Source organism: Brachybacterium avium (assembly GCF_002216795.1).
GTDB lineage: Bacteria > Actinomycetota > Actinomycetes > Actinomycetales > Dermabacteraceae > Brachybacterium > Brachybacterium avium.
The window spans coordinates 1,857,009-1,869,226 of record NZ_CP022316.1; the positions used below are offsets into that span (position 1 = coordinate 1,857,009).

At 71.4% G+C, this 12,218-nt stretch carries 15 protein-coding genes; 8 read left to right on the forward strand and 7 right to left on the reverse strand.

Annotated elements, in window-relative coordinates; genetic code table 11:
* Positions 1-58: 58 nt before the first annotated feature.
* Positions 59-445, reverse strand: coding sequence for a MerR family transcriptional regulator (locus tag CFK39_RS08380; protein WP_172805653.1), 387 nt, complete (start codon positions 443-445; stop codon positions 59-61).
* A 90-nt stretch (positions 446-535) separates the two neighbouring features.
* A complete protein-coding gene (gene fdxA, locus CFK39_RS08385; RefSeq protein WP_089065084.1) occupies positions 536-865 on the reverse strand; it encodes a ferredoxin in 330 nt (109 codons plus the stop codon).
* A gap of 128 nt (positions 866-993) precedes the next feature.
* Between fdxA and soxR the strand changes: the two genes are divergently transcribed.
* The 4 genes from soxR to CFK39_RS08405 all read left to right on the forward strand — a co-directional run bounded on the left by soxR (position 994) and on the right by CFK39_RS08405 (position 4,304).
* Positions 994-1,437 carry a redox-sensitive transcriptional activator SoxR gene (soxR, locus tag CFK39_RS08390; protein WP_157697242.1) on the forward strand — a complete coding sequence of 148 codons (444 nt, stop codon included), beginning with the start codon at positions 994-996 and terminating at the stop codon, positions 1,435-1,437.
* A gap of 80 nt (positions 1,438-1,517) precedes the next feature.
* On the forward strand, positions 1,518-2,147 hold the full coding sequence (locus tag CFK39_RS08395) for a superoxide dismutase (RefSeq protein ID WP_089066251.1): 630 nt from the start codon (positions 1,518-1,520) through the stop codon (positions 2,145-2,147).
* A 178-nt stretch (positions 2,148-2,325) separates the two neighbouring features.
* Entirely contained in the window at positions 2,326-3,642 is a 1,317-nt protein-coding gene (locus CFK39_RS08400; RefSeq protein ID WP_245822376.1) for a sensor histidine kinase, read from the forward strand.
* Complete coding sequence (locus CFK39_RS08405; protein ID WP_089065086.1) at positions 3,639-4,304, forward strand: response regulator; 666 nt, start codon at positions 3,639-3,641, stop codon at positions 4,302-4,304. The genes CFK39_RS08400 and CFK39_RS08405 overlap by 4 nt, the downstream gene beginning before the upstream one ends.
* Positions 4,305-4,412: 108 nt before the next feature.
* Here the strand turns inward: CFK39_RS08405 and CFK39_RS08410 are convergent, their stop codons facing one another.
* On the reverse strand, positions 4,413-4,961 hold the full coding sequence (locus CFK39_RS08410; protein ID WP_089065087.1) for an AMIN-like domain-containing (lipo)protein: 549 nt from the start codon (positions 4,959-4,961) through the stop codon (positions 4,413-4,415).
* A gap of 192 nt (positions 4,962-5,153) precedes the next feature.
* Here CFK39_RS08410 and CFK39_RS08415 point away from each other — a divergent pair, with 192 nt between their 5' ends.
* The gene (locus tag CFK39_RS08415) at positions 5,154-5,648 is read left to right on the forward strand and encodes a flavodoxin domain-containing protein (protein ID WP_089066346.1); all 495 of its coding nucleotides are present in this window, start codon (positions 5,154-5,156) and stop codon (positions 5,646-5,648) included.
* Positions 5,649-5,707: 59 nt separating this feature from the next.
* Here CFK39_RS08415 and pdxT read toward each other — a convergent pair whose 3' ends face one another.
* Together pdxT and pdxS are read right to left on the reverse strand one after the other, a co-directional pair.
* Entirely contained in the window at positions 5,708-6,313 is a 606-nt protein-coding gene (pdxT, locus tag CFK39_RS08420; protein WP_089065088.1) for a pyridoxal 5'-phosphate synthase glutaminase subunit PdxT, read from the reverse strand.
* Positions 6,307-7,209: a pyridoxal 5'-phosphate synthase lyase subunit PdxS gene (gene pdxS, locus CFK39_RS08425; RefSeq protein WP_089065089.1), complete on the reverse strand. Its 903-nt coding sequence runs from the start codon at positions 7,207-7,209 to the stop codon at positions 6,307-6,309. Before pdxS ends, pdxT begins: the two co-directional genes overlap by 7 nt.
* A 165-nt stretch (positions 7,210-7,374) precedes the next feature.
* Between pdxS and CFK39_RS08430 the strand changes: the two genes are divergently transcribed.
* Positions 7,375-8,712 carry an aminotransferase class I/II-fold pyridoxal phosphate-dependent enzyme gene (locus CFK39_RS08430; protein ID WP_089065090.1) on the forward strand — a complete coding sequence of 446 codons (1,338 nt, stop codon included), beginning with the start codon at positions 7,375-7,377 and terminating at the stop codon, positions 8,710-8,712.
* A 9-nt stretch (positions 8,713-8,721) separates the two neighbouring features.
* Here CFK39_RS08430 and CFK39_RS08435 read toward each other — a convergent pair whose 3' ends face one another.
* A complete protein-coding gene (locus CFK39_RS08435; RefSeq protein WP_089066347.1) occupies positions 8,722-9,252 on the reverse strand; it encodes a sugar O-acetyltransferase in 531 nt (176 codons plus the stop codon).
* A 231-nt stretch (positions 9,253-9,483) separates the two neighbouring features.
* Here CFK39_RS08435 and CFK39_RS08440 point away from each other — a divergent pair, with 231 nt between their 5' ends.
* Both CFK39_RS08440 and CFK39_RS08445 read left to right on the forward strand, forming a co-directional pair.
* Positions 9,484-10,503, forward strand: coding sequence for a Gfo/Idh/MocA family protein (locus CFK39_RS08440; RefSeq protein WP_089065091.1), 1,020 nt, complete (start codon positions 9,484-9,486; stop codon positions 10,501-10,503).
* The gene (locus tag CFK39_RS08445; RefSeq protein ID WP_089065092.1) at positions 10,497-11,522 is read left to right on the forward strand and encodes a Gfo/Idh/MocA family protein; all 1,026 of its coding nucleotides are present in this window, start codon (positions 10,497-10,499) and stop codon (positions 11,520-11,522) included. The genes CFK39_RS08440 and CFK39_RS08445 overlap by 7 nt, the downstream gene beginning before the upstream one ends.
* Positions 11,523-11,723: 201 nt before the next feature.
* Here CFK39_RS08445 and CFK39_RS08450 read toward each other — a convergent pair whose 3' ends face one another.
* Positions 11,724-12,194, reverse strand: coding sequence for an Lrp/AsnC family transcriptional regulator (locus CFK39_RS08450; RefSeq protein ID WP_089065093.1), 471 nt, complete (start codon positions 12,192-12,194; stop codon positions 11,724-11,726).
* Between the last annotated feature and the right edge of the window lie 24 nt (positions 12,195-12,218).

Here is a 12,218-nt window from a genome sequence, read left to right on the forward strand (position 1 = left end):
CCGGGGACGGAACCGACCGACGGTTCTCGACATCTCCCGACACCATGGCTCGGAAGGGTCAGGAGCGCTCGTGCTCCTCGAGGATCTCGTCGAGGATCTCCGCGGTGTCATGGAGCCGGGCGATCTTCTTGGCGAGCCGCTCGCGGTGGGAACGCAGCGCCGCGAGGGAGCCGGCGGAGTCATGGGCGCAGAGCAGGACGGGCAGCACGGGCGCGATCTCGGTGCTGGACAGGCCCGCGGCGAAGAGCCGCTGCACCAGCAGCACCCGGTCCACCGCCTCGGCATCGAAACGCCGGTGCCCGGCGGCGGTGCGTCGCGGGGTGAGCAGACTCTGCTCCTCGTAGTAGCGCAGGGATCGCGGGCTCACGCGGGTGCGAGACGACAGCTCGCCGATGCTCAGCACATCCTCATCGCCGGATGTCACACGGATGTCAACAGCGGTCATGAAGGCACTGTACGAGCCGCAGCGTCCAGATCAGTGCAGGTCAGCGGCGTGTCGGCGGAGCTGACATCGATGTGAGGCAGCCGAGGCCGTTCAGGCCAGGGGGTTGGGCTGCGGAGGCAGCGCCTCGACGAGGGGGTGGTCCTTGTCGATCACGCCCATCTTCGCCGCACCGCCGGGAGCTCCCAGATCGTCGAAGAAGTCGACGTTGGCGTCGTAGTACTCGGCCCACTGGTCGGGGGTGTCGTCCTCGTAGAAGATCGCCTCGACCGGGCAGACGGGTTCACAGGCACCGCAGTCCACACATTCGTCGGGCTGGATGTACAGCATCCGGTTGCCCTCGTAGATGCAGTCCACGGGGCATTCGTCCACGCAGGCGCGATCCTTCACGTCCACGCACGGCAGGGCGATCACGTAGGTCATGGGGAGGTCCTTCCTGAGGCGTCGTTCAGGAGCGTAGGATCTCAAGTGCACTTGAGGTCAAGGCGTGACGGGAGGGGGGAGGCGTGAATCCCACGCATGAGCCCGACGAGCTGCTGACCATCGGCGAGATGAGCCGTCGCACGGGTGTGGCCGCCTCGGCCCTGCGCTACTACGAGGAGCTGGGACTGGTGGGCTCGGTGCGCACGGGCGGCAACCAGCGCCGCTACCCCCGCCACATGCTGCGCCGCGTCTCGCTGATCTCCGTCGCCAAACGACTGGGCATGCCGCTGTCCGACGTGAAGGATGCATTCGGCGAGGTCCCGATGGAGAGCACGCCCTCGCACGCCGACTGGCAGCGGGCCTCGCGCCGGTGGAAGAAGACGCTTGAGGAGCGACGGCGCGCGATCGAACGTCTCGAGCACGAGCTTACCGGCTGCATCGGCTGCGGCTGCCTCTCGCTGAAGGCCTGCGCGCTGCTGAACCCCGATGACGCCCTCGCCGCGACCGGGGCCGGCCCGCGGCGACTTCAGGACGTCGCCGAGGACGAGGAGTTCGCCGATGACGAACAGTGACGAGGCGCGTTGACCTCAAGGACGCTTGACGTTCTATGGTCGTGGCATTCATCGACCGCTACCCCACGAAAGGACCGACGATGGCTGAGTACACGCTTCCTGATCTCGATTACGACTACGGGGCGCTGGATCCTTCGATCTCCGGGAAGATCATGGAGCTGCACCACTCCAAGCATCACGCGACCTATGTCAAGGGTGCGAACACGGCGCTGGAGAAGCTGGCGGCGGCGCGTGAGGCGAATGATTTCTCGACGGTGAACCAGTTCTCGAAGGATCTGGCGTTCAACCTCGGTGGCCACACGAACCACTCGATCTTCTGGAAGAACCTCTCGCCCGAGGGTGGGGACAAGCCCACCGGTGAGCTGGCGCAGGCGATCGATGAGTTCTTCGGTTCGTTCGATGCGTTCCGGGCGCACTTCACGGCGGCGGCGCTGGGTATCCAGGGTTCGGGCTGGGCGGTGCTGGCGTATGAGCCGCTCGGTGGGAACCTGGTGATCGAGCAGTTCTACGATCAGCAGAACGGTGTGCCGGTGGCGACGATCCCGCTGTTCCAGCTGGATATGTGGGAGCACGCGTTCTATCTGGATTACCAGAACGTGAAGGCGGATTACGTCAAGGCGATCTGGAACATCGTGAACTGGGCGGATGTCCAGGCGCGGTTCGAGGCGGCGCGTTCGAGCGCTTCCGGGCTGGTCGTGCCCACGGCCTGAGGCGCGTTCCGCTCCTGTCACGGACGGGCCGGTGGTGAGGTGACCTGGCGATATCGCCGGCGCACCTCGCCACCGGCCCGTCCGTGTCTCTGCCGGGGGCGGGACCGGCCGGATCGGCTGCCGCCGCTCGACCATTCGGACGATGCCGCGTGCCCCGCCCCGCCCCTAGAGTGGCGAGGTGACCTCCGATCCCTCGACAGACCCCGCCGGACCCCTCGACCGCGAGGGGCTCCGCGACTCCGCCGGGCCGGGAGAGCCCGGCCTCGATCTCGCTGCCGATGACCCCGGCGAGACCGCCGCTGCCCTGGCCACCACGCTGCGGGGAGCGATGCACGTGGCCTTCGCGGTGCTGCCGAGCGTGGGGGCCGTGCGTGCCTACGGCACCGACGGCATCCCCCTGCCGCTCGCCCTGGTCACCGCTGCGGTGATCGTCGGCATCTACGTGATCGGCTCCCGGTTCGCGCTGCGCCGGGGGGACGCCGGCCGCTCCGCCCAGACCGATCTGCTGCTGCCCTCCCGCGGCTGGGTGCTCGCCCTCGCCCTCGTCTGGATGGCCAGCACCTTCATCTCCTCCGCCTTCGTGTGGATCGCGTTCCCGCTCTTCTTCCTGGTCCTGTTCTCGCTCGGCCGGGTGGCGGGCCCGCTGGCCCTGGGCGCCGTCACGCTGTGGGCCGTGGTGGCGCCGCTGCTGGCGGAGGAGACCAGCTCGCTCGCGATCGGGGAGGTCCTCGGCCCGGTGGTCGGTGCCGCCTTCTCCCTGATCGCCCATGCCGTCTACCGTCGGCTGCTGATCGAGACCGACCGCAACCGGCAGCTGGTCACCCAGCTGCGGGCCGCGCAGAGCGAGCTCGCCGACTCCGAGCGCCGCAAGGGCATCGCCGAGGAGCGCCAGCGCCTCGCCCAGGACATCCACGACACCCTCGCCCAGGGGCTGAACTCCATCGTGCTGCTCAGCCGCGGGGCCCGAGCGGCCCACCCCGAGGCCGACGAGTCGTTCCTGCGCATCGAGGACACCGCCCGCGAGAACCTCGCCGACGCCCGCCGCCTGGTGCGCGATCTCGCCGACCGCGTGCCCCGCACCACCCTCGAGCAGGCATTGCGCGGCGTGATCTCTCGCGCCGAGATGCTGGGGGAGAGCCCCAGCTGGGAGCTGCGGATCGACGGGACCCCGCGAGAGCTCGCGCCGGCCCAGGTCGAGACCCTGCACCGGGCCGCCCAGTCCCTGGTCGCGAACGTGCAGCGTCACGCCGGGGCCCGGCGCTGTGTGCTGACCCTCGCCTGGTGGCCGGGCCGGGTGAGCCTGGACGTGGTCGATGACGGCCGCGGTTTCGACCCCTCGACCACCACCCGCAGCCACGACGGCGGCGACGGGCTGCGCCTGCTGCGCACCCGCCTCTCCCGCGCCGGTGGCGCCGTGGTGATCGATTCGGCCCCCGGAGAGGGCACCACCATCGGCCTCACCCTGCCGACACACACCCAGGAGTCCGAGACATGAGCAGCACCCCAGAGCCGACGACGAGCATCCGGATCATGATGGTGGACGACCACCCCGTGGTCCGAGCCGGGCTGCGCGCCCTGCTGGAGGCCGACGAAGGCATCGAAGTGGTCGCCGAGGTCGGATCCGGCGCAGCTGCGCTGGAGGAGCTCGACACCCTCGCAGCCGCGGCCTGCGGAGCCCCCGACCTGGTGCTGATGGACCTGAACCTGGGCGACGGCATCGGCGGCATCGAGACCACGCGCCGCCTGCGGGCCACCCACCCCGGGGTGCAGGTCCTGGCCGTGACCACCTTCGATGCGGAGGCCGACATCGTCGGCGCGCTCGAGGCCGGGGCGACCGGCTACGTGCTCAAGGATTCCCCCACCGAGGCGCTGATCGACGCCGTCGGCGAGGCAGCCGCGGGGCGCAGCATCCTCTCGCCCGAGGTCCAGCAGCGCCTGGTGCGACGGATGACGAACCCGCACAGCGCCCTGTCCCCGCGGGAGACGGAGATCCTCGAGGCGCTCGCCACCGGCGCGACCAACCGCGAGGTCGCCAAGGCGATGTTCATCTCGGAATCGACGGTGAAGACCCACCTCGTGCACATCTACGACAAGCTCGGCGTCGACAGCCGCACCGCCGCGATCCGTGAGGCCCGCGACCGCCGCCTGATCCGTTGACCTGCTCCGTGCCGCGGAGCACCGAGCCCGGACAGGGTCGGACCGGCGGTCCGGGAAGGGACTGCCGGTCCGAGAGATGGCCGGGGAAGGCGCCGTTGGGACGCGGGCTCACCAGCGATGGGCCACGTCGATGACCAGGCGGGAGCTGTCACCGGGACCGTCCAGGGTGAACACCCGCATCGGGAGCCGGGCGCGCACGCCGAGCCCGATCAGGGTCTGTCCCTCGAAGCTGCCGCTGAAGGCGACCTGACGGAAGGTGCGGTAACCGTTCACGTTGACCGCGTGCGAGCGATTGCGCGGGGAGTAGGTCGCGCCGGAGCTGCTGTCGTAGGCCGGGGCCTCGACCAGGATCGACAGATCCGCACCGCCGCTGAGCGGAACGGTGGAGCCGGAGCCGAGCTCGGAGACGCGATTGACGTACGCCACCGAATAGCCGGAGACATCACCCTCGAGGTCGATCACCAGCCGGTCGAAGCAGGTGTGCCGACCGGTGCGGAGATTCTCGATCTGGGCGGAGGACATCCCCGAGGCGGACTCGGGCAGCGAGCCCCAGTGGATGCCGCAGTACGGTGCGGCGACGGCTGATGCCGGGGCGAGCACGGCCAGCCCGCAGAGCATGGCGCATGTGGCGAGGAGAGAGAGGATTCTTTTCTTCACAGCTGCCTCCTAGGGCGACGGCGAAAGCCACGGCGGCCAGGGCCGTATACGTGGATTGTCCGCTCTCGCCCAGGGACTATCCAGTGACCGGCCAGTCATGACAGCCGTATCGTGACCTTCCCTGAGCATCCGCTGGCAGCAACGAGACCTCGGTCCCGCCGAGGGATGGAGAACCCCTGGCAGGATGTGGCCATGACAGTGCTCGTCGCCTTCGCGACCCATTCAGGTGCCACCCGCACCCTCGCCGAGACCCTCACCGCAGCGCTGCGCGCCGAGGAGCTCGAGGTGGATCTGGTCGACATCGCCGACAGCCCGGATCCGAGCGCCTACGACGCGGTGGTGCTGGGCTCCGGCGTGCGCATCGAGGCCGTGGAGAAGCCCGCCGCCGCCTGGGCACAGACCCATCGCGAACAGCTCTCCGGGCGCCCCTTCGCCTTCTTCTCCTGCTCCGGCTCCGCCGCCGACCCCGCCAAGGGCGGCAAGCAGAAGGCGACCGACACCTTCCTCGCACGCCTCCCCCTCACCCCGGTCGCGGTGAAGAACTTCCCCGGCTGGGTGCTGATGGACCGGATCCCGGTGCACGAACGCGTGCTGCTGACCTCCATGCGCACCCCGACCGGCGACTTCCGCGATCTGCCGGCCGTGGAGGCCTGGGGCCACGAGGTCGCCCCGCTGCTGCGCGGCTGAGGCGCGGGAGCTGCGACGCAGCCGCCGCGATGCAGCTGCTGCGGTGCGGCGATCTCGGCTCAGCGACCGCGCGCCTGCTCCAGGAGCCGGCGGTGGAACCGCGACTCCCCGGTCGCCTCGGGGTGGAAGGCGAGGCCCTGCACCCTGCCCTGCTCGGCGGCGACGATCCGCCCGTCCGGCAGCGAAGCGAGCGTGCTCGCCCGGGGCCCGATCCGTTCGATCAGCGGGGCCCGGATGAAGGCGGTGCGCACCGCCGGCGGGCCGAGGGCGAGAACCTCCAGATCCGTCTCGAAGGAGTCCGACTGGCTGCCGAAGGCATTGCGCCGCACGGTCACATCGAGCCCGCCGAGTGTCTCCTGACCTGGCGCTCCGTCGAGCAGATGCTCCGCCAGCAGGATCAGCCCGGCGCAGGTGCCCAGCACCGGCAGGCCCTCCGCGATCACCTCCCGCAGCGGCTCGCGCAGCCCCGTGAGCCGCGCGAGCCGGTCCATCACCCCCGACTCCCCGCCGGGCAGCACCAGGGCGTCGATCGCGGCGAGCTCGCTCGCCCGCCGGACCGGCACGACGACGGCGCCGAGCTGCTCGAGCAGCCGGGCATGCTCACGCACATCTCCCTGCAGCGCGAGCACCCCGATCCGCAGCCCGGGGCCGCCCGCGCTCACCAGCCGCGCTCGGCCAGGCGGTGCGGCGCGGGCAGATCGGCGACGTTGATGCCCACCATCGCCTCGCCGAGCCCGCGGGAGACCTCGGCGATCACGGCGGGGTCATCATGGAACGTGGTCGCCTTGACGATCGCAGCGGCGCGCTCGGCGGGATTACCGGACTTGAAGATCCCGGAGCCGACGAAGACCCCGTCGGCCCCCAGCTGCATCATCATCGCGGCATCCGCCGGGGTGGCGACGCCGCCGGCGACGAACAGCACCACCGGGAGCTCACCGGTCTCAGCGACCTCCTTGACCAGTGCGTACGGGGCCTGCAGCTCCTTCGCTGCGAGGTACAGCTCGTCCTCGCTCTTCGCCGCCAGCGCCCGGATCTCGGCGGAGATGGTGCGGATGTGCTTGGTGGCCTCGGAGACGTCCCCGGTGCCGGCCTCGCCCTTGGACCGGATCATCGCCGCGCCCTCGGTGATGCGGCGCAGGGCCTCGCCGAGGTTCGTCGCGCCGCACACGAAGGGCACGGTGAAGCGGTGCTTGTCGATGTGGTGGAGATAGTCGGCGGGGGAGAGCACCTCGGACTCATCGATGTAGTCCACTCCCAGCTCCTGCAGGATCTGCGCCTCGACGAAGTGGCCGATGCGGGCCTTGGCCATCACCGGGATCGAGACCGCCTCGATGATGCTGTCGATCATGTCCGGATCGCTCATGCGGGAGACGCCGCCCTGGGCGCGGATGTCGGCCGGGACCCGCTCGAGAGCCATGACCGCCACGGCGCCGGCGTCCTCGGCGATCTTCGCCTGCTCGGCGGTGACGACGTCCATGATGACGCCGCCCTTCATCATGTCCGCCAGGCCGCGCTTGACGGTGCCGGTGCCGGTGGAGGGGGTGCTGTCAGTGCTGATCATCAGGGGGTCCTTGTCGCTGTCGCGGCGCGGGCCGACGGCGTCCGGCTCGTCGACCCTCCCTGCACCACATTGGCCTAGGCCAAAACGTAGCACGGCATAGGCCGCCGAGCGAGAGTGGGCCACGGAGCGAGCGCGAGCGGTGGACACCCGCCTAGACTCGACCGGGTGAGCACGGACCATGACCAGGTGATCCGCGGGGAGACCGCGGCGGAGATCGCCGACAGCGTGCGGGCCCTGGTGGACCGCGGGGAGCTGATCCCCGGGCAGAGCCTGCCCTCCGTGCGCGCCCTCGCCGAACAGCTCGGCGTCAACCGCAACACCGCCGTGTCCGCCTACCGCACCCTGGCCCGCTCCGGGGTGGTGGTCTCCCTGGGCCGCGGCGGCACCCGGATCGCGCAGCGCGCGCACCTGGCCCAGGAGGGCTTCGCCGCCGCCGGAGCCCTGTGCGACCTCGGCACCGGCAACCCCGATCCGCGCCTGATCCCGGACCTCGCACCGGGCCTGGCCGCCGCGGCCGGACGCCCCGTGCTCTACGGGGAACCGGTCATCGACCCCGACCTCGAGCAGTGGGCGCGGGACTGGATGAGCCCGGACGTCCCCGGCGACTCCGCTGCTCTGCACATCACCCTGACCAGCGGCGCCGTCGATGCTGTGGAGCGACTGCTGACGCAGGCCCTGATGCGGGACGACGCCGTGGCGCTCGAGGACCCCTGCTTCCTGGCCAGCATCCAGATCGCCCGGCTGGGCGGATACCGCGCGATCCCGGTCCCCGTCGACGCCGAGGGGATGACCGTCGACGGGCTCCGAGCGGCGCTCGACCAGGGGGTGCGCGCGGTGGTCTGCACCCCGCGGGCCCAGAACCCCACCGGCGCCTCGCTCAGCGCCCGGCGCGCCGCCGAGCTGCGCGAGGTCCTCGCCGAGCACCCCTATGTGCTGGTCATCCAGGACGACTACTTCTCCTTCCTCTCCCGGCGGCCCTTCCACTCGCTCATCGGCCCGGGCCATCGACGCTGGGCGCTGCTGCGCTCGGTCTCGAAGTTCGTCGGCCCCGACATGTGCCTGGCCGTCACCGCCACCGACCCCGACACGGCGGGCCGGCTCGCCCTGCGGCTCAGCCCCGGCACCACCTGGGTCAGCCACCTGCTGCAGCGGATCACGCAGGCCGTGATGACCGATCCCGAGGCCCTCGCCCTCATCGAACAGGCCGGGGCGCACTACGCCGCCCGCAACCACGCCTTCGCCGACCGCCTCACGGCCCGCGGCCTGCCGGTCGAGGCCGGGGACGGGATGAGCCTGTGGGTGCCGGTTCCCGCCCCCGCCCGCGCGGTCGCGGAGCAGCTGATGCGCCGGGGCTGGTTGGTGCGCACCGGGGACGACTTCCGGCTCGAGCCCGGCGCGGAACCCTCCCACCACCTGCGGCTGACCGTGCACGACCTGGAGGAGGATGCTGCCGCGGCGCTGGCCTCCGACCTCGCCGAGGCGGTGGCGGCGAGCGCCGGCTGACGGCCGGGCTCAGAGCTCCCGGAGCACCCGCGCCGGGTTGCCGACCGCGACCACACCCGCGGGCACATCCTTCGTCACCACGGCGGCGGCGCCGATCACCGCGTCGTCGCCGATCCTCACCCCGGGCAGCACGGTGACGCCGCCGCCGAGCCAGACGTTGTCCCCGATCGTGATCGGCTCGGCCCGCTCCCACCGCTCCCGCCGAGGACCCGGCTCCGTGGGATGGATCGGTGTCAGCAGCTGGACGTTGGGCCCGATCTGGCAGTCCTCGCCGATGGTGATCGGGGCGACGTCGGCCAGGGTGAGGTGATAGTTCACGAAGGTGCGCGCACCGAGGACCACGTTGCCGCCGTAGTCCACCGCGAACGGGGGCCGCACCACGGCCCGGTCACCGAGGCCGCCCAGCAGCTCGGCGAGCAGGTCGCGCGCCTCGGGAGCGTCCGCCAGCCAGGCCCGGTGGTACCGCTCGGCGAGACGGGCGGCGGAGAGCTGGAGCGCGCCCAGCTCATGGTCGGAGACGTACCAGTCCCTGGCCAGCATGCGCTCGCGCTGGGTGCGGGGGTCGGCAGGATCGGGGGAGGAGGCCACGCCGGCGAGCGTAGCGGGCGGCACCCCGGAAGCGACTCTCGGTCCATATTCCACAAGGTGGTTTTATAAACCGTCGACGCTGGTAGCGTGCTGTCATGCATGCCATAGCGGCCGCTCGGCGGTCGCTGGTCGGACACCCTCGACCGGGTTCCGGCGCCCTCCCTGAGGAAGGACCGCTCGCGCATGACCACCTCTTCGCATCCCGGGAGCCCTGCGGCGTCAGCCGCCCCGCGCCCGCTGCGCGTCGGCATCGTCGGCACCGGCGGGATCTCCCGTGCCCATCTGCCCGGCTGGGCCGAGCTCGGCGCCGAGCTGCACTGCCACAGCCAGGCCGGGGCCCAGGAATTCGCCGCTGAGTCCGGGGCGACCGTGCACTCCACGCTCGAGGAGCTGTTGGCCGCGGTCGACCTCGTCGATGTCTGCACCCCCACCCCGGCGCATCCGGAGATCGTGCGCGCGGCGCTGGACGCCGGCCGCGACGTGATCTGCGAGAAGCCGCTGGCCCTGGACCCCGCCGAGGCGCGCGACCTCGTCGAGCACGCGGACCGCGCGGGCCGGAGGCTGTTCCCCGCACACGTGGTGCGGTTCTTCCCGCAGTACGCCGAGGCGAAGCGGGCGATCGACAACGGCGCCGTGGGCGAGCTCGCGGTGCTGCGCTTCGAGCGCACCGGCTCGCTGCCGGACCGCTCCTGGTACGCCGACGAGGAGCTCTCCGGCGGGATCGTCATGGACCAGATGATCCACGACATCGACCAGGCCCTGTGGATGGCCGGGCCCGTGCAGCAGGTCTATGCCCAGCAGTCGATCGCCGCCAGCGACCCCGCCGTGCGCACCGCGCACGTGGTGCTCACCCACCGCTCCGGCGCACTCAGTCACTGCCGCGGCTTCTGGGGCCCGCCGGGCACGCAGTTCCGCTATACCTTCGACCTCGCCGGGGACGCCGGGCTCCTGCAGTACGACAGCACCGGGGACCCGGGGATCGTGTTCGACACCGTCGCCTCCGCCCGCCACGCCACCGGGGACGGCTTCCTGCCGGACGTCTCCACCCTGCGGGATCCCTACGCCGCAGAGATCGTCGAGTTCGCGACCGCGCTCGCCGGAGGCGCTCCCGCCCGGGTGGAGGCGGCGGACGGCGCCCTCGCCGTCGAGGTCTCCCAGGCCGCCCTCGAGTCCCTGCGCACCGGACGGAGCATCACATGCTGACCGCACGACCCACCGAAGCCGCGGAGGCCACGACCTCCGCAGCGCCGCTCAAGGTCGCGCTGATGAGCTGCGCCCACACCCACGCGGGCTCCTATGCCTCCGAGCTCGAGTCCCGGGCCGACGTGGAGCTGGTGGTCGCCGATCCCGACGGCTACGGCGATGTGCGCGGGGTCCGCGTGGTCCCCTCCTTCGCCGACGCCTGGGATGCCTGGCCCGACGGGCCGGACGCGATCGTCGTCACCAGCGCCAACGCCCACCACAAGGACCTCGTGCTGGAGGCGGCCCGCCGGGGCGTCCACGTGCTGTGCGAGAAGCCGCTGGCCACGAACGTCGCCGATGCCGAGGCGATGGTGGCGGCCTGCGAGGAGGCCGCAGTGGTGCTGATGACCGCCTTCCCGGTGCACTTCTCGCCCGCCGTCGAGACGCTGCGGACGGCCCTGGCCGACGGCGCCCTCGGCGAGGTGATCGGCCTGACCGGCACCAACAACGGCAAGCTGCCCACCGCCCGGGACTGGTTCACGGACGTGGAGCTCGCCGGCGGCGGCGCGATGGTGGACCACACCGTCCACCTCGCCGAGATCCTCGACTCCGTGCTCGGCCCGCCCGCGACCGTCCACGCCACCACCAACCGCATCCTGCACGCCGAGCGGGCCGGAGAGGGCGCCGAGACCGGCGGGCTGGTCACCCTCACCTACGACTCGGGCGTGGTGGCGACCATCGACTGCTCCTGGTCCCTGCCCGAGGACGCCCCCACCTGGGGCGGCCTGCGCCTGCAGGCCCTCGGCACCGGCGGCCAGCTGCAGATCGACGCCTTCGCCCAGCATGTGGGCGGGCCCGGCAGATGGCTGCCCTACGGCAGCGACCTGGATGCCCTGCTGCTGGACGCCTTCCTGGGCGCCGTACGGGAGGGCCGGGCCGTGGATCCCACCGGCGAGGTGGGGCTGCGCACCGTCCGCGTGGTCGCCGCCGCCCAGGAGTCCGTGCGCACCGGGCAGCCGGTCGCACTCGCCGGGGCCTGACGCACGAGGCCCGTCGTGCGCGGCGTCGGCCCGTTGTGCTGGGTGTGTGCTGCGGTGCGAGGCGTCGTGACCGCCTGAGGTGTCGCCACGGTCTGTCGAGTCTGCGTGAGCTGTCGTCACGGAGCGATCATGGCGACAGCTCAGGCAGCCTCGAGGTGGCCTGAGTCGCTGAGCTGCTGAGCTGCTGAGCTGCTGTGTCGCTCAGCGGCGCAGGTCGCGCTCCAGCACCGGGGCCAGGCGGAAGGGGATCAGCTCGCCCATCGCCAGCGAGGTGTCGGTGCGGATCACGCCCTCGCAGCCCAGCACCAGCTTGTTGACCCGGTAGAGGTCGTCGGTGTCACGGCACACGCAGCGCACCAGGATGTCGTGCAGGCCGCTCATCCCGTGCACCTGCACCACCTCGGGGATCTCCCGCAGCTGCGCGATCACCTGCTCGAGGCGCGGCTGGTCCACCTGCGTCTCCATGAACGCAGTGAGCGGATAGCCCAGCGATGCCGCGTGCAGGCGCCGGTCGTAGCCCTGCAGCGCCTGCCCGGCCTCGAGCGCGGCCAGGCGTGACTGGACGGTGTTGCGGGACAGTCCCAGCCGCTCGGCGAGGGAGACGATCGTCGAGCGGGGGTTCTCCGTCATGGCCAGCAGAAGCCGACGGTCGGTGTCATCTACGGTGCGCATACTGCTTAATTCTACGGGACCGTA